This window comes from Endozoicomonas sp. 8E, assembly GCF_032883915.1.
In the GTDB taxonomy this organism is placed as follows: Bacteria; Pseudomonadota; Gammaproteobacteria; order Pseudomonadales; family Endozoicomonadaceae; genus Endozoicomonas_A.
This window is the reverse complement of sequence record NZ_CP120717.1, coordinates 864,232-885,091: the sequence shown is the minus strand read 5'-3', so window position 1 is coordinate 885,091 and position 20,860 is coordinate 864,232. Positions and strand designations below refer to the sequence as shown.

Genomic DNA, 20,860 nt, shown 5'->3' with positions numbered 1-20,860 from the left:
GGGTGTCCTAATCATTTTATCCTGATGTTTATCAGGTTTGTCAGGAAATGGAGCTGCTTGATGGATGTGGGAGTATTTTCTAAAAAAAATTTGTGTCGTTTGATAACAAAGTCTAAAAATTCAGGCAGGCATATCACGAAACAGAAAGGTATTAAAATGAATGAACGACAAAGAGCCTATGAATCAGTTATTGGCGCCTTAGTCGCTGATGCCGCTGCCATGGGATTTCACTGGTTGTACGATCAAGCCCTGATTGCAAAGTACGGCGGTGAAAATCCAGAGTTTCATACGCCTGTCCGGGCAGAATATGAAGACAAAGGGTACTTTGCCCATGAAGGAAAGCAGGCCGGTGAGTTTTCCCATTACGGCGCACAGTTGCTGTCGATGCAGGATGCTATCATAGCCAACGGCCATTATTCGGAGCTGGGTTACATAGAATCCTTTCAAAAATGGTTTGACTTTGGTGGTCAGTGGCAAGGTTATACGGATCATCCAACCAGGGAGACCTTGCTCACTCTTCATCAAAGAAAGAGCCGTGAAGAACCTCTCAGTGCCTGCGGTGCTGACGATACCCAAAATCCGGCATTATCAAAGCTTCCACCTCTGATTAGTGCCCATGGTCAGGACCAGGATTTAATGGAAAAGGTAGAGTCAGCGGTACGTGTCACCAACAATAGCGATGTCGCCGTCAGCTACGCCAGAGCCGTTGCCACAATGATAAAAAGTGCACACAAGTGCCACTCACCTGAGCTGTGTGTGGAACAGGCAAAAGAAGTAAGCGTAGACATTGCAAAGGCAATCAACATTGCTGAATCAATGCTCAGCCGCAGACCAAAAGAGGTTGCACAGGAGGTGGGAATGCACTGCGGTCTTGACGCTTCATTTATAGTGATCACCCACCTCCTCTTACAGGCTGAAAACTATGAAAAGACAGTGAGAGAAAATATTTACTGTGGTGGTGACAGTTGTGGAAGGGCCATTCCATTAGGTGCGATTTTGTCTGCATGTTTCTTCGGTTCTGATAAAGCAATGCCAACCTCCTGGATTGCACGAACCTCATTACCCGGTTCTGTAGTGCTCCCTGAATGCGGGGCAGGCTGACAGCAACGAAGGAAGCACCGTAACGAGTCGTGAGTTCAAACATTCGTCCTGTTGGACTCGCCACCCTATGGTGAAAAGCTTAAGAACATGTCACGGGGATTAAGAATAATAATAATTAGAATAATTAGGACACCCAAATAAATACACAAATAAATACAGCCCAAAAATTAGAGCACCTACAAAAAACACAGCCATAGTAAAAACGATAAGAGCTCCTCTTTTTACAGAAGAATCACTATTGTCAAATAGCATGGAATTCTCTTTTACCATTCGTTAATACAACCCTTCCGAATCAGCTTCATAAGTATTACGTAAAATATTGTCTAAAAATTCTTTGAAGCCAGTCTCAAAAACAAGCCCCCCTTTAGAGTTATACTTAAATAAGTCTGCATCCACATTACTATCAATAAAAAGTGCATAAGAGAATCGTTCCTGTTCATTCTTCTGTTCTGATCGTTGCTCCATTACCCTATGTGCGACTGCTGCAATCTGTGTTTCTGCATTCTGCATGAGAATCTCCATAGCGCATCCAAAATTTACGATAAATGATTGTGGCCTTGGAACAATCGGAACCCACTCATTATCTCGCAATACTTCCAGCCCTGGCTTAATAGATCTAAGTATGGTCAACCAGCCTGAATCTTTATGCACATTAAGTCCACGCGCCAATCCGTTAAAATCTGTCCTCGAAAAGCAGGGGGGAGTCTCCCCCCATCTCGAACGGTTACATGAGAATTACACTTACTGTCTTATACCAATGATACTTCAGCTGACCACAACACCTTCTTCTTTTACAGTTTTCCTGGTGCTGCTAAAGATATAATATGCAGTCAAAAACAAGGTAACTGTCATCATTAATGCTGCTTTCAGATCGAAATTTGAACCGAGCGACATCTCAGAAATGTAAGACAAGAGTGGGATTAGCGATAAGCACAAAATAGTGATAACGGGCTTAGTTTTTTCCATACCTATTTGCAACAAGAGCATTGGCAAAAGAAACCCCAATAAAGATAAGACAGAAGCTTTGAGCAAGAAATAAACATCAAAATTCCAACCCCCAGTAGTATATAGCAAGAAAGCAGAGCATATTGCAGATCCATAAAACCTATAAGCGAGAATTTTTTCTCGCGAAAGATCATTCATACTTCCTTGATTTGATATAGTCGCAATATATGCGGCTCCAGCTCCAGCAAGAATACTCAGCGCTAGGCCTGTAAAAATTTTGATATTAAAACTTTCAATTGAAAAGCTAAGCGTCACTAGACCGAACAAAAAAATAAGGACTAATAGTGGAATATTATTCTCAAGCTTTTTTATATAAATATAAGTAAAAAATACTGCCCACAGTGGGGATGAAGGTGCCTCAATAAGGCTCGATATAGAAGGTGGAATAAATATAAGTGACAAATAAAAGCCAAGAAAAGCAAAGCTGGTTGCAATATTCAGCCTGAATAGTTCATGTATTTCTTTTGCTTCTAAACAAAGATTCCCTTTTTTATATAAAACCATTGAAAATACCAAACCACACAAAAGAAATGAAATCAATGAATACTGTATAATTTCACCGGGTTCAAATTCTTTCGAAACATAAGCAAACGAAAAATCCTGAATTGATACAGATATTAATATAAATAATACAGGGTGCACTTGCAATTCCTCAACAGCAGGTTTTAAAAAGGCCTGAGCTTTCTAAACTATGAAGCTTTTCAAGAGACGCATTGAAAACTGTTTTCTCTTCATGAGCAAAAAATGCTATCCCATAATCCCCAAGATAATTAGGATAATTAGGACACCCAAATAAATACAATAATTAGGACACCCAAATAAATACAGCTCAAAAATTGAGAGCTCAGTAATCCATTTACCTCTGACAACCACTCAAAGGCAGATATTAATCGTTTATCGTGGCAGACGGCAAGCGAATCACTCAAAAAAAGGGGGAGGGGAAGTCAGAAACAGAAAAGCTCCCCAGACTGTTGGAGAAACAAATAGCAACGGAAAAGTCGGGCAATCAGCTCACGCCATGAAATAAACGACCACAGATAAACAACCCCTGTACCCATTTCTGCCCCATTTCCAGAGCAAAAGTTTTCATGGCTTCCAGCCTGCCCATTGCCCGATAGAAGCGGTTATTCCATCTCATGGTTTTGAGCCATTCATTTGAATCAATTTCCAGTCGGCTCAGAATGGGTGGGATATCTGAAGGGATTGAACCTTTCTTATCGGTTCGGACTGCACGCCCACTCCAGTCAACTAGCTCAAGATAATCGTGAAGAATATAAGGCAACGCCTTAGCCGGATTTTGCCCCTGTGACCGAAAAGGCATAAGGGTGATTGGCTGCTTTCGGGTATCAGAACCTGCCAAATTTTCAATTCGTTCCTGGATCGACGTGTAGTCTGATCCTTCTGGAGTTTCCGCCATTTCGGCACGGAGCGGATTCAGGTCAACAACGCTGCCTCATCCAACAACGCCTGACTTTTAAACCGCCCTTCCCAGAAGCGACCTTTGCAACCATCTTCCTGGTTAGCCTCACGGGCAAGATATTCGTTCAGGCAACGCATGAACCAGCTGATATTCGTTAAACGATTTCGATATTCTTCAACAAATTCGTCCACGCGAGCCAGTTCCGAATGACTCAGCTGGTCAGCAGCAAGATACCTCTGAACCAGAAGCGGACCTGTGAAAAGCCTTGTCCATCGACTCAAAATTTCATCTCGTGTCCAGTCTCTGGCAGGTTTCTGATTGATATGCAAAATCACATGGTAGTGATTCGACATAACAGCATAGGCGCAGACTTCTATAGAAAAGATTGAAACCAGTTCCCTGAGCTTATCTACAACCCACTGCCGACGGTGCTCGTAGTTTTTGCCCGTTAAATAATCCTCACCACACAAATACGCTCTGCGTACGCATCGAGCTATACAGTGATAATAAGGCGTGGAACCTGGGTCGATCAAAGAACTTCGTGCACGGGTCATAACCTCTCCTGCCGGAACTAAATATCAGCGACAGGGAAAAATTAGATGAGCTGGCTTGTTTGTCAAGGGTGTCCTATTTTTGCCAAAACGACAAAAAGCCCTATAAAAATAGGGCTTCCTGAAGATGGCGCGCTCGGTAGGATTCGAACCTACGACCGCCTGGTTCGTAGCCAGGTACTCTATCCAGCTGAGCTACGAGCGCGTAATACTAAATTGTTCACTGGCGGTGGGTGGGGAACAGTTAGCGGAATTTTCTGATAACTTCAATATCTAAACTGCAACCAGTTCGAAATCATGCAGTTTGTGAAGACTTGCCTCATGAACTCAGCAACACTCGCCCACAGGGAGAATCCATGGTTTCCAACTGGACTGGATATAACACCCCAACCCCAAAAAAAACGACTACCGCCACTAACTTCAACAGCGTACAATTAGCCTCTTCCCAAAAACTACCCCCTGCTGAGCTAAATGGCCCCACGCTCCCTTGCGTCTATGAAGACAATGGTATAAGCCAAGGGCGGTAGCGTATTTGTTATAAAGTACTAATGGGGAGCCCAGCAAAAAGTAATCTGCGCAACTTTTCAGAAACATATATCACCCGCTTTATTCAGCAAACAACGGTTAACGGTGTGTAGAGATTTCTCACGGTTCCAGATTACCCGCCAACCATCATGGTGAGAGATGAACAAACAAGCGAAATACCTGATCGCCGAACTGAAACTGCTTATTGGCTTTCTTGGAGAAAAAAGCCAATTCAACTGGTGGGAAAGCAATTTTCTCAGCTCATCCAGTAACGCCTACCTAACACCGACCTATCCCCGAACCATTCTTCTTGCTCAATACCATGGCGTAAGTGAAGCAGCCTTGGCAGTACATGACCGTTTTATCGGTACTGGAATAAACTACCACTTATATCGCTTACCCGACTCTATTGAGCGAGAAATAGCCACTGCGGTTCAGGAACTATCCAGCAGTGCACACCTGCGCAGCACCTTAATCTCTATAGACACGGCATTAAGCAGACTGGCTGAGCTTGCAAGTCAAGAAGAGGCAGAAGATGGGCCAGTGGACATAGGCTCTTTTTCCGATGCAGACCTTGAACAGCTGATCAAATCAAGCGCAGGTTATTACGCAGATGCATTTACTCAAGGCATCACATGCTACCCATTTATGAGGGGGGCAAATGACGCCGGATAATGTTGAACCATTGTATACCACCCAGCTGGGTGCAGGCCTTGGCCTGGTGGAAGAGACCAGGCTCCTACTGTCACTCTATCACCCGGAAATGACGACAACTCAACTGTATCAGGAAGCGCTAAATTCCGGCTTGTTTCCAATGATTTCCGCAAGACGTCTGCGCAACATTATTGCGGAGTGTTTTTCCCCCCGTTATCTGAGACCCAATGTAGCGATCTACCTGAAGCCCGTCGCCGAAGTAGTATCCTGGCAATCCCTGAGCCAGCTATTACTGATACACACCGCTCTGGCAAATAAGGTCCTTCTGGATTTCATTACTTCTCTGTATTGGGAAAAATACTCCGGCAACTATGACACCATTAGCACGGAAGATGCCTACGACTTTGTCTACCAGGCCGTTGCCGAGGGCAAAACCCAAAAACCATGGTCCGACTCCACCATAAAACGGGTTGCTTCTTACCTGCTGGGTTGCTGTGCCGACTACCAACTCTTGTCAACCGGAAGAGTGTCCAAAAGAACCATCCAGCCGGTTCGCATTCAATCAACCACATCCCTTTACCTGGCGTACTGGCTGCATTTTTCAGGTCTTGGCGATAACACCCTGGTCAACCACAACATCTGGAAACTGTTCGGATTAGACCCCCTCGACGTGCGCGAGGAGCTGAAAACATTAGCCAAAAATGGCTGGCTGATTGTTCAGTCGGCTGGGGAAGTCACGCGCATTAGCTGGCAATTTCAATCAATGGAGGAAGTCGTCAATGTCATCATTGAAAGCTGATTTTAACGAGCTCATGGAACGGGTGCGAGCGGGTCGTGAATTTGCCAGCGCCAGTTTCGAACCCATTTTTTACCTGGTATTCCGGCCAGAACAAATTCTCGACGTTAAACGTCAGCTGCCAGCATGGGAAGCAAAACTAAGGAACGATGGCTGGACGGTTCATCACTTTTCCATGGCGGAGGCGATCCAGGAGATTTTTGTAGGAATGCCGCCATTTATCCGGAATATCTGGGAAACCCAGGACTCAGCAGCCCCCCTGCAATGGCAAAAAACCAATAACTCCCTGGCCCAGGCACTCATCAAGAGCGACGCCCTGCAAAACAAACTGGAAGCGGTATTATCGGAGCTGGAAGGGATTGAAAAAAATATTCTGCTTATTACCGATATTGAAGCCATACACCCCTATTTACGCATCGGCTCCATTGAAAACAAACTACAAGGTCGTTTCCACGTCCCCACCATATTTTTCTATCCCGGCGTTCGCTCCGGTACCCGCCTGAAGTTTCTCGGCTTTTACCCGGAAGATGGCAACTATCGATCTGTCCATGTCGGCGGTTAACCACCGAAGATCAGCGAAGATCCACAACGATTAAAGGAATCAACCATGGCAATCAAAACGCTATTTGACAGCAACAGAGACATCTACCGCGCCATTGAAAAAGTCATCACCTATGGCGTCTCACAGGAAGCCAGGCTGAAAGCTGAAATTTCCGAATATGTCGTCACCGAAAGCATAGAGGAACAGTTTGAAAAACTGCTCAGTAAAATGCAGGCAGCCATGGAAGCCGGTGGCCAAAATGAAGTCGGTGTCTGGGTGTCCGGCTTCTATGGTTCCGGTAAAAGCTCTTTTACCAAATACCTGGGCCTGGCCTTTGACGATCAGGTAACCATCGACGGCACCCCCTTTATTCAACACCTGCAAGACCGACTGCAAAAATCCACCACCCGGGCATTACTGGGTTCGGTTGCCAAAAAATTTCCCGCAGCAGTTCTGATGCTGGACCTGGCTAGCGAGCAAGTCGCCGGAGCCACCATGGAAGAGGTCTCCACTGTCCTCTATTACAAGGTCCTACAGTGGGCCGGTTACTCTCGAAACCTGAAAGTCGCCGCCTTCGAACGCAAATTAAAACAGGAAAACCGGCACAACGAGTTTCTCGAACTGTTCAGCAGCTACACCGGTGGGCTGGACTGGAACGATTACCGCAACGACGACCTGGTGGTGGACAGCGTTATTCCAGAACTGGCCCACCAGCTCTACCCTGCCATCTTTAAAACGCCCGCCTCATTTTCCACAGAAGCCAGCGAAATTATCCGCTTTGAAAATGACCGGGTAGCGGAAATGATCGATATTGCCCGGGAAGCAACGGGCAAAGAGCATATTATTTTTATTATTGATGAGGTAGGCCAATATGTCGGCTCCCGGCAAAACCTGATCCTTAACCTGGACGGTCTGGCCAAAAACCTGAAAAACATTGGTGATGGCAAAGTCTGGGTGATTGGCACCGCACAGCAAACCCTGACCGAAGATGACCCCAGGGCCACCCTGAACTCGCCAGAACTCTATAAACTCAAAGACCGCTTCCCCATTCAAATTGACCTGGAAGCGAATGATATCAAGGAGATCTGCTACACCCGACTGCTGGGCAAATCCCCCGCCGGTGAAACCGAGCTGGGCGCACTGTTCGACAGCCACGGTCAGGCGCTGCGCAACCACACCAAACTGGTGGATGCCCGGGCATACGGAGCCGACTTTGATAAACAGACGTTCATCGACCTCTATCCATTCCTGCCGGCACACTTTGATATCCTGCTGCACCTGCTGGGCAGCCTGGCCAAATCCACCGGTGGCTACGGGCTGCGTTCGGCCATTAAAGTTATTCAGGATATCCTGGTAGAAGGCGCTGACGGCACCACGCCCATTGCCGACCAACCCATAGGCTGGCTGGCCAATACTGTAACCCTGTACGATGCCCTGAAAAAAGATATCGAGAAAGGCTATCAGGCCCTTTATTCATCCGTTAAAAAGGTACAGATTCGTTTTCCCAATTCAGAGCTGCACCAGAACATTGCCAAGACCGTCTGTGTTCTGCAGATTCTGGAAAACCTGCCCGTCTCACTGCAAAACGTCACCAGCTTAATGCACTCTGGCGTCAGTGATGCCTCCGCCACCGATGCCGTTAAACAAGTGGTGGATGAACTGATTAATGACGCCATCGTCCCCTTTGGCGAGCAGGACGGTAATTTATGCTTCTTCAGTGAAAAGCTGAACAATATCGAACAGGAGCGAGCCACGATTCCCCTGCGCAGTATTGACTTGCGCAAAATCCATAACGAAGCGTTAAAAGAGGCGTATTCGCCCCTACCGGCCACCCAGCTGCACGGTTCCTTTTCGGTGCCGACAGGCCTGAAAGCTCAGAATATGGGAGGCGTACCGGCCTCCCTGGCGGGGGAACGAAATATTATACAAACCATTGTGGAGCTGGTATCCCCAAATGATTATGACGCCACCAAAACACGACTCACCGATGAAAGCCGACACAAAACTACTCAAAATATTATTTTTGCAATTGGGCGCACTACACCCGAGATGGATGAGTTGATAGGTGAGATTTACCGTTGCCGTAAGATTGCGAATGATTATCGAAATGAGCCTGATCAAGATATCAACAAATATTGCGCTAGCCAGCAAAGTATTGCTACTCGAAAATTTGGTGAACTAGAAGTTCTGATCCGCAAAAGTTTACAACAAGGGTCGTTTATCTTCCGGGGTGAAGTCACTGCCGTCGAAAACTTGGACCTGAATCTGACCGAAGCAGCCAAAAAACATCTGGCCGATGTGGCAGAACAGGTGTTCGACCGTTACCATGAAGCTCCCGTGCGGGCCAACACCAATCTGGCGGAAAAATTCCTGAACACCAACAGCCTGGCCGGAATTACCAGCGATATCGACCCCCTCAGCCTGGTACAGCGCGTCGGTGGACAACCCTCTATCAACACCGACCATAAAGCCATTACCAGCATCCGGGATATGATCGAGCGCCAGGGTTCCATTGAAGGTAAACGGCTCAGCGACATCTTCAGCGATGCCCCCTATGGCTGGTCCCAGGATACCTTGCGCTACCTGGTGGCGGCCATGTTGGTGGCCGGCGAAATCAAACTCCGGGTGGCCGGTCGGGAAGTCACCGTTAATGGTCAGCAAGCCATTGATGCCCTGAAAACCAACAACAGTTTCCGGTCCATTGGCGTCTCACTGCGTGAAGAACGCCCCAGTATGGAGGTGATGGCCAAGGCGGCCGAGCGCCTGACCGACCTGAGCGGAGAGATGGTGGTGCCCCTGGAAGATGAGATCAGCAAAACGGCCATCAAACTGTTCCCGGATTTATTGCACAGCTACGGACCACTGGCGGAAAAACTCAAACGTCTGAGCTTACCCGGTGCAGATCGTATTGAATCCCTTAGTAACAATATCCGGGATGTGTTGTCTACCGATGCATCCGATGCCCCGTCTCGATTGGGCGGAGAAGACTCTGACCTTTACAACAGTCTGAAGTGGGCAGCAGAACTCAAACAGAGCCTGGAGCATGGGTTGGAAGACACGCTGAACAGCCTTCAGCAACATCGCAGTGCACTGGATCGTTTACCCAATAGTGGCACTCCGGGCCAATTAAAAACCGATCTGGCAGACCTATTGAACGACTTACAGAAACGGCTGAATCACAGTGAGTTCCTTAGCTACAAAAGCCAGTTTGCAGGACAGCTTACGGATATCAAAACCCGGGTTCGCGATACCGTGCTGGCCATGCAGCAGGAACAGGGCAACCGCATCAAAGAGGCGGAGCAGGATCTGGCTCGCGTTGCTCAATGGCAGTATCTCAATCAGCAGGAACAAAACGCCCAGCTGGCGGAATTGGAACAACTCACCGTTACCGCTACAGAAGATCTCTCTGGCTTGCAAACACTGATCAACCAGGAGTTCACCATTCAGTCCGAGCTGCAGGATATGAAAAAACGTGTTCAGCACAGAGGGCAACAGCTTCTCCAGGAAAAACTGCGGGAAGAACAGGAGGCCGCAAAACAGGCTGAAGGCACAGCGGCCCCGGCAAAAATCACCCGTAGCCTGAAACCAAAAAAACGCATTACCAGCCTTGAAGAGTTGAACGTACTGATTAGCGAACTGCAACGTCTTCAGGGTGAGTTGGCTCTCGCCCATGAATTTGAGCTGGAAATCAGCCTCAGCGAATAACGGCCAGCGACCTTCAGGAACATCGTTCAATGTCTTTTGATCAAAGCACCCGCAACCGTCTGCAACGGTTTGTCAGCAGTGCCCGCGCGCTGCTGGTTGAGGAATTTACCCGACAGCTCCAGGCCAACTATGGCCTGGACCCCGGTGAAGGGGCGGTGGCCGATATGGCCAGCCTTACTCATCTGGATAACCGCCAACGGCAGACGGCCCATCTATTGCGGGAGACCCTTGCCCACTATTTAGTCACCACCGGCACAGGGGACCAGCAACGCACCCAACAGGCCCTTGGCCGAATCATACGAGAACAGGCGTTTACCGTATTGAACCGCCTGGCGGCACTGCGGATGGCAGAGGCCCGGGGTTTTCTGCTGGAATCGGTAGCCAAGAGTTATAGCTCCAAAGGTTTCCAGCTGTACAAACCAATGGCCGGCACGGCTCATGGGGAAACCGGTGATGCCTACCGCAATTACCTGTTCAGCCTGTTTGATGAATTCAGTCTGGATTTGGCGGTGCTGTTTGATCGCCATAGCGCCCAGGGGCAGCTCTTCCCACGGGAAAGTGCCCTGCTGGCCCTGCTGGATGAGATCAATCACCCCGATATTGAACACCTGTGGGCGGAAGATGAGACCATTGGCTGGATTTACCAGTACTTCAACTCCCAGGAAGAGCGGCGGCAAATGCGTGCGGAATCCCAGTCGCCCCGCAACAGCCGGGAGCTGGCGGTACGCAACCAGTTCTTTACGCCCCGCTATGTGGTGGAGTTTTTAACGGACAATACCCTGGGGCGTATCTGGTATGAAATGACTCAGGGCAATACCGCACTGGTAGATAACTGTCGTTATCTGGTGCGCCGCCCTACCGAGATTTTTCTAAAACCCAATGAAGCCGCGCCGGAAAGTCCTGAGGGTGAAACGGAGTCATTAAGCCAGGAGGAATTACTGCAGCAGCCAGTCTATATTCCGCACCGACCGTTAAAAGACCCACGTTCCATTCGTATGCTAGACCCGGCCTGCGGCTCCATGCACTTTGGCCTCTACGCCTTTGATCTGTTTGAACGAATCTATCGGGAAGCCTGGCAACTGGAACAGCAGCTGGGGCCCGATGCCTTTATTCGGGAAGAGGGTCAGGACGCCCTTCAAAACACGTATGCCAACTGGGAAGAATTTGAGCAACAGATTCCCAAACTGATAATTGAACACAATATTCATGGGGTGGATATCGACCCCCGAGCCGTGCAAATTGCCGGGTTGAGCTTGTGGCAACGGGCCCAGCGAACCTGGCATCAACAAGGTATTAAGCCTCAGCAACGACCCGCCATTGTTAAATCTAATATTGTCTGTGCTGAGCCCATGCCCGGTGAAAAAACGCTGCTGCAGGAGTTTACCGAGAAGCTGCACCCGCCAGTCCTGGGTCAACTGCTGGAAGTAATTTTCGATAAGATGCAGCTGGCCGGTGAAGCGGGCACCCTGCTGAAAATTGAAGAAGAGATGCAAACCGCCATTCAAGAAGCACGGGAGCAGTGGCTGAAAGAGAGCGGCAGCAATACCATGGGGGATATGTTCCCATCCGAGCTGGATGCGGCAACGCCTCAGAAGAAGCTGGGTTTTGATCTGCGCGGTATTGATAATGAAACCTTCTGGGATGATGCTGAACAGCATATTTTGCAGGCGTTAAGTGATTATGCAGATAAGGCAGAATCTTCTGCGGATCAGAAACGGTTGTTTGCGGAAGATACGGCTAAGGGGTTTGCTTTTATTGAGTTGTGTCGGAAGCGGTTTGATGTGGTTTTGATGAATCCGCCTTTTGGAGAACCTGCAATTAATACTAGGAAGTATCTCTATAAAAACTACAAATTTTCCACAACCGACATTCTAATAGCTTTCCTTGAAAGGGCAAATGAAGTCTCAGAGATTACAGCAGCACTTTCAAATCGTACTCCATTTTTCTTAAAAACATTTCAGGGCTGGCGTGACTTTCACCTTTTTGAGAGAGATGAACTTTATCTTTTTGCAGATTTAGGAGATGGTGTTCTTGATGCAATGGTTGAGGCAGCAGCTTATGTAATGAAAAATACAAAAACTGGAGGTTCAATATTTTTAGATTGTCGACTCCATAAGGAGAAAGCCTCTGATTTATTAGGTTTAGTTAATTTTGATTTTTCACACATAAATCGAGTATTTACACATAAATGCACTAATTTATCCAAACTCCCTGGTAAACCTTTGGCCTATTGGGCTGAACTTGATTGTGATATTGATTACGTAGAACTGGGTAATTCATGGGGAGAACTAATAAGAGGACCAGAATTATTTGACTTAAATCAGGATATGAGATGTTGGTGGGAGGTTAGACCTGATGATATTGGCATTAAAAGCAAGTGGAATTGGTACGCTAAAGGTGGTGAATTTAAAAGATATAGCACTGACATACACTTAGTTATAAATCATAAAAAACAACAGGATGGCGGCGCTGTATTCCGACGTCCAGGGGATTCAAAGTTTTATTTTTTACCAGGTCTGACATATACACAAAGAACTACGAGCGACATCAGCTTTAGAGTGTTACCTGAAGGGTGTTATACCTCGCCGAAAGGTCCTGCAATAATAGCAGCATCAGAGGATATAAATTATGCAATGCTTGCTATTTGCAATACTAAAAAAATCCAAAATTTAGTCAATTTACGGGTCGGGGCTTCAGGAGCAGCTGCAAGAAGTTATGATCTTGGAATAATCCGTGAGCTAAAGATTCCACAGCCATCACCTGAAAATCTAGTAGTTTTTTCTGAACTTGGAAAAAAGTGTGTCGAACTTGTTAGCAAATTAGATTTATACGACGAATCTCATATAAATTTCAAAGAAAAAAAATACTTTATTGATAGAAGCCTAGAAAACTCATATACATCATACTGTGATCTTCACAAATCTGTATTGCAAGATTTGAATTCAACGAGAAAGGAAATTGAAAAGAATTTAAAAGGAAATGAGTTTGATGAGAAGGAATGGTTATTTCCGATTTCATTTGCGGAGTTTGAATATTCCACGCTTTCGATGATTATTGGTCAACTATTTGGAAGATGGGGAGGTGACACTTCCAGAAGTGAAATTGATTCTCATTTTTCTAAAGTAAAGCTTTGTAGCAGAAATACCACCAAGCCTGAAATTTACGAAGCGGGTAAGTTGGCAGAAGAAATAAATTACTGGCTGGATAAGAATTGCCCTGCACGACAAAAAGATGAAGAAAATTTTTCTATTTCTAATCTTTTAAATGCTCTCAGCAACACTGGTAGTTTTTTCTCCTTCCATTTGCAAAAATATTCCAAAAGTCGACGCCAAGCCCCGATCTATTGGCCACTACAAACCCCATCCAGCTCTTACACACTCTGGATCTACTATCACCGCCTAGACGAACAAACCCTCTACACCTGCGTCAATGATTTTGTTGACCCGAAACTTCAGCAAGTAGAGAAAGATCTGAATGCCCTGCAAGGCAAATCCCCCCGAAGCAGCCAAGAAGAAAAAGAACTGGCCAAACTGACCGATCTGACCAGTGAACTCCGGGACTTCCGCGATGAACTGCTAGGCCTGGCCAAAGTCTGGAAACCCAATCTAAACGACGGCGTACAGATTACCGCAGCCCCACTGTGGAAACTGTTCCAGCACAAAGCCTGGCAGAAAAAGCTGAAAGAGACCTGGCAAAAACTGGAAAAAGGCGACTACGATTGGGCTCTCCTAGCCTGCAGTATCTGGCCAGAGCGAGTATTGCGCAAATGCCATCAGGATCGCAGCCTGGCGATTGCCCACGATGTGGAAGACCATTTCTGGCATGAAGTGGAAGTACCGGTTAAGCGCGGTAAAAAACTCACTGGAGACACCAAGCTGGAATGGCAACCAAAAGACCTAAGCGATAGTGCCTTAAACGAACTGGTGAAACAGTTGATCGCCGAAAGCGACTGATCCACTATCGTGCTACCTATAATGAAAATGCCGCAGTCTGGCACTTTCTTATCTTCAATGCTTGAGGGGAGCGGTATTTTCCGCTCATGGCTGTTTAATGGAGGCCATGATGGCAAAACAACCAAAAAAACGACCCGGTATACCCAAAATAGAATCCATCAAAGTTGAAAACTACCGGGCTCTGCGTAAGATCGAACTTAAGAACCTTACCCCCCTAACGGTGCTGCTGGGCCCCAATGGCAGCGGCAAGTCCACCATTTTTGATGTATTTAACTTTCTGTCGGAGTGTTTTCAGTTTGGCCTGCGCCACGCCTGGGACCGCCGGGGCCGGGGCAAGGAGCTGAAAAGCCGTGGCGCCTCCGGCCCCATCCTGTTTGAACTGAAATATCGGGAGAAGCCTGGCACCCCCATTATCACCTACCATCTAGCCATTGATGAGGGCAGCAGAGGCCCGGAAGTGGTGGAGGAGTGGCTACAGTGGCGACGGGGCGCTAAAGGTAAGCCTTTCCGCTTTCTGGAGTTCAGCCGGGGCAAGGGTCGTGCTGCCAGTGGCGAAACCCCCGATGAAGATGATGATCGGCCAGAAACCAACCTGCGCTCTTCGGACCTGATTGCCGTCAACACCCTGGGGCAGCTTTCGGAACATCCGCGTATTGCCGCCCTGCGGGAGTTTATTACCGACTGGTATGTCTCCTATCTCTCCATTGACCAAACCCGCAATCAACCGGAAGCCGGCCCCCAGGAGCGTTTAAGCAAAGGCGGTGAAAACCTGCCCAACGTAATCCAGTACCTAAAAGAGCAACACCCGGAACGGCTGGAAGCTATTTTTGCCAACCTGCGCCAGCGCATTCCCCGGCTGGAAAAGGTTGCAGCAGACCCGATGCCCGATGGTCGTCTGCTATTACAGATAAAAGATGCACCTTTTGATCAACCGGTGCTGTCGAAATTTGCCTCCGATGGCACCATGAAAATGCTGGCTTACTTAACGGTGCTGCATGATCCGGAGCCACCCCGCTTTATCGGTATTGAAGAACCAGAAAACTTTTTACACCCTCGATTGCTGCCAGAACTTGCAGAAGAGTGCCGCAGTGCCGCACAAAATTCCCAGTTGCTGATTACCAGCCATTCACCGTTTCTGCTGAACGCCATGCGGGCCGAAGAGGTGCGCATTCTCTACCGGGATGAGCAGGGCTTTACCCAGGCAGTGCGCGCCAGTGATATTCAGGGCGTAAAAGAGCTGCTGAATGCGGGCGCTTCGTTGGGCTATTTATGGATGGAGGGTCACTTTGGGATTGGCGACCCACTGGTCAACTTTGGAGCGCCTAAACCCAACAGCAAAGCAGGGAAGTAAGTCATGTTGGAGAAACTCATTGTCTTTGTTGAAGAGATCTCCATGGAAGCGGCTCTGGAGAAGTTGTTGCCAAAAATACTGGGGGATGTTGAGTTTCAGATCATTCAATTTCAGTGCAAGGATGACCTGCTGAAACAATTACCCAGTCGTTTAAGGGGCTATAGCGCCTGGCTACCCGCCGAACATGCGATTATGGTATTGGTGGATCGTGACCGGGATGACTGCCTGCAGCTGAAACAACAGCTTGAGCAGATGGCCATTGAAGCTGGTTTGGTGACCAAAACTCAAGGTGCTGAACGATTTCAGGTGGTTAACCGTGTGGTGATTGAAGAGCTGGAGTCCTGGTTCTTTGGCGACTGGTCTGCCGTTCGCCAAGCTTATCCCAGGGTTCCGGAAAATATTCCCCGCAGAGCCAAGTACCGAAACCCGGATGAAATTACCGGTGGCACCTGGGAAGCCCTGGAACGTGAGATGAAAAAAGCGGGTTACTTCTCAACCGGCATTAACAAGCTCCAATGCGCCCGGGAGATTGGCCAGTATATGAACCCTGCACACAATAACTCCCCCAGTTTTAACGCCTTTGTCGCTGCCATTAACACCGCATTAGCCTGGAATTAATAATGACCATTCAAGAATATATACAAACTCAGGTGTTTGCCCCCCGCCTTGGCAAAGACGAGAACAACCACATTCTGGTGGTTTATGACCCGGACCAGCGTTACCGCCAGATTTGTCTGGATATGGCCAGTGAATCGCTACAAGTGGTGGATGCCACCGAGTCCAGTATTGTCTCCCGGGCACAAGGGATCAGCTCACTGGCGGCATTAGGCCACAACACCATTGAACAACTTCTGATCTACGTGCCTGCCACCGTGCCTACCGAAGAGGAACAGAAGCAGAAAGATCCCTTTGCTCTGTACGGTGCCTGCGGTGCAGTTTTCCCCGGTGGTGATGGCGACAGCTTTTTCAATATCTGCCTGGTGGCTAAATCGGAGTTTGCTACCCAGGTCAGGGCGGTGTTTGAGCAAAATAAAAACCCGGATTTTAATGTGATCAATGCCATTGGTGGCGGGGTAAACTGGCCGACGCTGAAAGCTACGCTGAAAGTGGAATCCACCCGTGACATTCTGTTCAGCCTGCTAGTACCCAGCGATACGCAGATGGTGGCACTGAATAGCACTGAAGGCTGGGTCAGTGAGAGTAGGGAGCTGCTGAAAACGAGTATCGGTTTGACTCTGAAAACCCGTGCTAAAAGCTGGTCGGCCATTGCCGATGAGTTATGGCGCTTTGTGCTATTCAGTGAATTTGTGTTTGATCTGCCACAAGACCTTCCCCCGCCCCTGACCAATGTACCTTCAGCTGAAGAAGCCGCCAAACCGCTGATTGCGGATATTTGCGAACGGCTGCGCAGTGACCGGCGCACACAGCCCACCTACATTGAACGGGCGGAGGCAGTGGAAGCAGAGCTGGAGCTGTCAAACCATTGTCAGGGTATTTCTGACTTGGGCGAGCGGGATACGTTTCCCTTTGAGGAGCGGACATTTTTACACCAGGCCATGGACGCCCTGCAACGAGATGATACGGATACTGTTCGTCGTATTTTATCCCACCATGTGCAGTCCGTGTGGATTGGTAAAGGGGAGAGCCAGGCGCAATGGGATCTGCTGCGTTCAGCACTGGCCCTGGTGGAAGCGTGCCAGGACAATGAGCGGATATTGCCCGACCATGCCCAGTCCATGGACTCGCTGGTCAATTATTACATCACCCAGTTCCGGGAAGTTGACCGCCTGCACCGGGAGTTTGAGCAGGCAGTCAGTGATTATGACTGGCAAGATGCCCACGGGCTTATGCACCCGTTGCAGCTGCAGGTGCGTCAGCAATACGGCCGTTTGATCGTCAGTTTGCAAACGCTGTTCACCAGGCATCTCAGCCAATCCGGCTGGCCATTCCCTGGTAGACTGGCCAATACCGAGGTATTTGATAAGCTGGTTGCCCCCAAACTGAGCCAGAGCGGCCATAAAGTCGCCTATCTGATGGTGGATGCCCTCCGCTATGAGCTGGGCGTTGCCCTTGAACAGCAGCTGACGGAAGACGGCAAGGTTGAATTGACCCCGGCACTGGCCCAGCTGCCCAGCATCACCTTAGTGGGTATGGCCAGCCTGCTCCCCGATGCCAGTACCGGACTGACCATCAATAATATCGATAACAAGCTGTTACCCGCTATTAATGGCCAGAAAGTAAAAAACGTTAATCAGCGCATGGACCTTATTCGCAAACGTTATGGACATCGCTTCCAGGAAGGTCGGCTCGAAGAATTTGTCCGCAACCGCCTTAAGCTGGAAGCGGGCACTGAACTGCTGGTACTGCGCAGTGTCGAAATTGATGGGCATTTTGAACACCATCCGGACACCGCACCCAATGAAATCATCAATGCACTGAAACGTATTCGGGTGGCTATCCACAAGCTGAAAGATGCCGGTTTTAACGAGGTGGTCATTGCCACTGACCACGGCTTCTTTATGAATACCCATGCCCAGGCCGGAGACACTATTGGTAAACCCAGTGGTGACTGGCTAACCATCCATGAACGTTGCCTGCTGGGTGATGGGTCGGTTGATAGCAACCACTACGAGCTATCCACCGAGAAAGTCGGCATCCGTAGCAATATGGCCAAACTGGCCGGGCCAAGAACCATGGCGTCTTATCGCTCGGGAATGCTCTATTATCATGGTGGTGCCTCTTTGCAGGAGTGTGTGGTTCCGGTGATTACCGTCAAACTGGAGGCATCGAAGCAGACCGCTATTGAGCAGGCTAAAGTGGTGCTGAACTATAAGAATGGTGCCAAACGGATTACCACGCGGATGCCAGTGCTGGAAATAGCGGTAGAAACGGATGATATGTTCTCCACCGGCAGTGATTTTGAGATCTTGCTGGAAGCCCAGGATAAAAATGGCAATGTTGTCGGTGAAGCCAAACCCGGCGGTGAGGTCAATCCTGCCACCGGTACCATCACATTAAAGCCCGGGAATAAAGTGCCAATCACTGTAAAAATGCAGGTGGAATTCGAGGGCAAGTTTAAAATAAAGGCACTAAATCCTTCCACCATGGCGACTTATTGCCAGTTGGATTTAGAGACTGACTACACGGTATAAGCCATGGATAACACAGATAAAAAGATTAATACGCTGTTTGATGGCAAGGTGGTTCGGAAAGACTTGGTCCATCGCATTAAAAAAGGCACTAATGTCCCGACCTTTGTGCTGGAGTTTTTGCTGGCGCGCTACTGCGCCAGCGATGATGAAGCGGAAATTCAGGCTGGTATGGAAGCGGTGCTGGATACTCTTAACGACAACTACGTGCGTCCTAACGAAGCCAACAAGGCACAGTCCAAAGTGGCCACCAAAGGCAAGTACCGGTTTATCGACAAGGTGCACGTTAACTATGTCGAGAAGAACCGCCGCCACTGGGCAGCACTGGAAAACTTTGACTCTCGCAAAGTCGCCATCAGTGAAAAGTTTTACCGTGACAATGACCGGCTTTTACAGGGTGGGCTGTGGGCAGAGGTGACCATCGCCTATAACGACATTGAAGACGATGATTACGCTTTTTACATTGAAGATTTTCGGCCCATTCAGTTAAGCCGATTTAATTTTGATCAGTACTGCGAAGGACGCCAGGCCTGCTCCCGGGATGAATGGATGAGCTTTATTCTCCGCTCTGTGGGCCTGGAGCCGGGCAAACTTTCCCATCGGGTAAAAATGCACTTTATTGCCCGTTTGCTGCCCTTGGTGGAACCCAATTTTAATTTTATTGAACTGGGGCCACGGGGCACCGGTAAGTCCTACTTCTTCAGTGAGTTCTCACCCTATTCAACGCTCATCAGCGGTGGCCAGGCAACCAAAGCGACGCTGTTCTATAACAACCAGCGCAAGAAAATCGGTCTGGTGGGCTTCTGGGATACCGTGGCCTTTGATGAGGTGGGTGGCATCAAGGTTAAAGACCATGACACTATCCAGATAATGAAGGACTTTATGGCCAATGGCCGATTCTCTCGGGGCGTTGAGGTGATTGCCGATGCCTCCATGGCGTTTGTGGGTAACCTGGATTTATCGGTGGACCAGATTGTTAACTCCGAGGTTTTTGACCTGTTCCAGCCCCTCCCCAAAGAGTTTGACCTGGCGGTCATGGATCGTTTTGCCTGTTACCTACCCGGCTGGGAAATGCCTAAGAATAGCAGTGAGTTCTTAACCGATAATTATGGGTTTATTACCGATTATCTGGCGGAAGCCTTTCACTATCAGCTGAAGCATACCAACCGCTATGAAGATGTCAGCAAGCGTATTCGCCTTGGCAAAGCGGTGGAAGGGCGAGATGAAAAAGGCATCAAGAAAACCGTTGCGGCCTTCTTGAAAATCCTTCATCCCAGTGGTTCACCTTCTGATGAAGAATTTGAAGAATATGTCGCTTATGCGGTTGAAGCTCGGCGTCGTGTAAAGGAGCAGATGAACAAACGCAAATCCGACGATGAATTTGCCAAGATCAATCTCTCTTATATTAACGCTAATGGTCAGGAAATCATTGTTTACTGTCCAGAGTCAAGGCTGGCACCGGCCACCCAAGACCCTGTTCGCCGGGATATTCATGGTGATGATGAAACGGTTGTTATTGAAACTCCAGTAGCGGAGATTCCCGACAAGGGTTCGGTATTCGATGATGTACTCAACAAGACTTCTGTCACAACTGAGAACGTAAATGCCGAGCCTGAAGCTCAGCTTCAGGAGCAGCATTTTACCATTCACTATGGCGCAACTGGTTACAGCTATGAGTCGATTATCAGCCCCTATCTTGAGGGGGCTAAATCCATTGAGATTGAAGACCCATATATCCGCCTGACTCACCAGATACAGAATTTTGTCCGTTTCTGTGAAGCCGTTATCAAGACATCGACCATCAAAAAAATCCGGCTGATCACCAGTTACGATGATGATACCGATGTTAAGGATATGTCAGACAAGCTGGGAGAGCTGAAACAGAGCCTTCTGGAAATGGATATTGAGCTTGATTTGAAAGTGAATGAGCATATGCATGACCGGGAAATTCGTATCGACAATGGCTGGATTATCAAGATTGGACGGGGGCTGGATTTCTTCCAGAAGCCTGATAGCTGGTTCAGTGTTGGAACCAATGATTTGGTGTTAAGAAAGTGTCTTGAAACCAAAATTGATATTTTTAAAAATAGATAAGTAGGTAAGAAATAT

Annotated in this window: 13 protein-coding genes, 1 tRNA gene and 1 pseudogene; 10 read left to right on the top strand and 5 right to left on the bottom strand. The window is 48.2% G+C overall.

Going from position 1 to position 20,860, the window contains the following annotated elements; translation table 11 throughout:
* The first annotated feature begins 156 nt into the window (after positions 1 to 156).
* Entirely contained in the window at positions 157 to 1,101 is a 945-nt protein-coding gene (locus tag P6910_RS03725) for an ADP-ribosylglycohydrolase family protein (RefSeq protein WP_317144940.1), read from the top strand.
* Positions 1,102 to 1,374: 273 nt separating this feature from the next.
* On the opposite strand, the pseudogene P6910_RS03720 reads toward P6910_RS03725, so the two are convergent.
* The 5 genes and pseudogenes from P6910_RS03720 to P6910_RS03700 all read right to left on the bottom strand — a co-directional run.
* Positions 1,375 to 1,794, bottom strand: a pseudogene (locus P6910_RS03720) (2OG-Fe(II) oxygenase family protein); the annotation flags it as partial.
* A 72-nt stretch (positions 1,795 to 1,866) separates the two neighbouring features.
* Complete coding sequence (locus P6910_RS03715; protein ID WP_317144939.1) at positions 1,867 to 2,748, bottom strand: EamA family transporter; 882 nt, start codon at positions 2,746 to 2,748, stop codon at positions 1,867 to 1,869.
* Positions 2,749 to 3,112: 364 nt separating this feature from the next.
* Complete coding sequence (locus P6910_RS03710; RefSeq protein WP_317144938.1) at positions 3,113 to 3,523, bottom strand: hypothetical protein; 411 nt, start codon at positions 3,521 to 3,523, stop codon at positions 3,113 to 3,115.
* 17 nt (positions 3,524 to 3,540) lie between these two features.
* Entirely contained in the window at positions 3,541 to 4,080 is a 540-nt protein-coding gene (locus P6910_RS03705; RefSeq protein ID WP_317144937.1) for a transposase, read from the bottom strand.
* Positions 4,081 to 4,205: 125 nt separating this feature from the next.
* Positions 4,206 to 4,282 (bottom strand) — tRNA-Arg (locus P6910_RS03700).
* Between the two features lie 479 nt (positions 4,283 to 4,761).
* Here P6910_RS03700 and P6910_RS03695 point away from each other — a divergent pair.
* The 9 genes from P6910_RS03695 (at position 4,762) to brxL (ending at position 20,845) form a co-directional block, all read left to right on the top strand.
* Positions 4,762 to 5,277 carry a BrxE family protein gene (locus P6910_RS03695; protein WP_257274380.1) on the top strand — a complete coding sequence of 172 codons (516 nt, stop codon included), beginning with the start codon at positions 4,762 to 4,764 and terminating at the stop codon, positions 5,275 to 5,277.
* Complete coding sequence (locus P6910_RS03690; protein WP_317144936.1) at positions 5,264 to 6,055, top strand: BrxA family protein; 792 nt, start codon at positions 5,264 to 5,266, stop codon at positions 6,053 to 6,055. The genes P6910_RS03695 and P6910_RS03690 overlap by 14 nt, the downstream gene beginning before the upstream one ends.
* Positions 6,036 to 6,614 carry a BREX protein BrxB domain-containing protein gene (locus P6910_RS03685; protein WP_317144935.1) on the top strand — a complete coding sequence of 193 codons (579 nt, stop codon included), beginning with the start codon at positions 6,036 to 6,038 and terminating at the stop codon, positions 6,612 to 6,614. Before P6910_RS03690 ends, P6910_RS03685 begins: the two co-directional genes overlap by 20 nt.
* Positions 6,615 to 6,659: 45 nt before the next feature.
* The gene (gene brxC, locus P6910_RS03680) at positions 6,660 to 10,298 is read left to right on the top strand and encodes a BREX system P-loop protein BrxC (protein WP_317144934.1); all 3,639 of its coding nucleotides are present in this window, start codon (positions 6,660 to 6,662) and stop codon (positions 10,296 to 10,298) included.
* Positions 10,299 to 10,327: 29 nt separating this feature from the next.
* Positions 10,328 to 14,251 (top strand): BREX-1 system adenine-specific DNA-methyltransferase PglX, encoded by a 3,924-nt coding sequence (gene pglX, locus P6910_RS03675; RefSeq protein ID WP_317144933.1) that lies wholly within the window; start codon positions 10,328 to 10,330, stop codon positions 14,249 to 14,251.
* A gap of 109 nt (positions 14,252 to 14,360) precedes the next feature.
* The gene (locus P6910_RS03670) at positions 14,361 to 15,602 is read left to right on the top strand and encodes an AAA family ATPase (protein ID WP_317144932.1); all 1,242 of its coding nucleotides are present in this window, start codon (positions 14,361 to 14,363) and stop codon (positions 15,600 to 15,602) included.
* A gap of 3 nt (positions 15,603 to 15,605) precedes the next feature.
* A complete protein-coding gene (locus P6910_RS03665) occupies positions 15,606 to 16,220 on the top strand; it encodes a DUF4276 family protein (protein WP_317144931.1) in 615 nt (204 codons plus the stop codon).
* Between the two features lie 2 nt (positions 16,221 to 16,222).
* Positions 16,223 to 18,754: a PglZ domain-containing protein gene (locus P6910_RS03660; protein ID WP_317144930.1), complete on the top strand. Its 2,532-nt coding sequence runs from the start codon at positions 16,223 to 16,225 to the stop codon at positions 18,752 to 18,754.
* A 3-nt stretch (positions 18,755 to 18,757) separates the two neighbouring features.
* Positions 18,758 to 20,845: a BREX system Lon protease-like protein BrxL gene (brxL, locus tag P6910_RS03655; protein WP_317144929.1), complete on the top strand. Its 2,088-nt coding sequence runs from the start codon at positions 18,758 to 18,760 to the stop codon at positions 20,843 to 20,845.
* Positions 20,846 to 20,860: the final 15 nt, after the last annotated feature.

What these genes read in the sequence shown, in the direction of transcription:
- P6910_RS03725 (WP_317144940.1), top strand. Translation starts at nt 157, where the DNA reads ATGAATGAACGACAAAGAGCCTATGAATCAGTTATTGGCGCCTTAGTC.
- P6910_RS03710 (WP_317144938.1), bottom strand. Translation starts at nt 3,523, where the DNA reads ATGGCGGAAACTCCAGAAGGATCAGACTACACGTCGATCCAGGAACGA.
- P6910_RS03705 (WP_317144937.1), bottom strand. Translation starts at nt 4,080, where the DNA reads ATGACCCGTGCACGAAGTTCTTTGATCGACCCAGGTTCCACGCCTTAT.
- P6910_RS03695 (WP_257274380.1), top strand. Translation starts at nt 4,762, where the DNA reads ATGAACAAACAAGCGAAATACCTGATCGCCGAACTGAAACTGCTTATT.
- P6910_RS03690 (WP_317144936.1), top strand. Translation starts at nt 5,264, where the DNA reads ATGACGCCGGATAATGTTGAACCATTGTATACCACCCAGCTGGGTGCA.
- P6910_RS03685 (WP_317144935.1), top strand. Translation starts at nt 6,036, where the DNA reads ATGTCATCATTGAAAGCTGATTTTAACGAGCTCATGGAACGGGTGCGA.
- brxC (WP_317144934.1), top strand. Translation starts at nt 6,660, where the DNA reads ATGGCAATCAAAACGCTATTTGACAGCAACAGAGACATCTACCGCGCC.
- pglX (WP_317144933.1), top strand. Translation starts at nt 10,328, where the DNA reads ATGTCTTTTGATCAAAGCACCCGCAACCGTCTGCAACGGTTTGTCAGC.
- P6910_RS03670 (WP_317144932.1), top strand. Translation starts at nt 14,361, where the DNA reads ATGGCAAAACAACCAAAAAAACGACCCGGTATACCCAAAATAGAATCC.
- P6910_RS03665 (WP_317144931.1), top strand. Translation starts at nt 15,606, where the DNA reads ATGTTGGAGAAACTCATTGTCTTTGTTGAAGAGATCTCCATGGAAGCG.
- P6910_RS03660 (WP_317144930.1), top strand. Translation starts at nt 16,223, where the DNA reads ATGACCATTCAAGAATATATACAAACTCAGGTGTTTGCCCCCCGCCTT.
- brxL (WP_317144929.1), top strand. Translation starts at nt 18,758, where the DNA reads ATGGATAACACAGATAAAAAGATTAATACGCTGTTTGATGGCAAGGTG.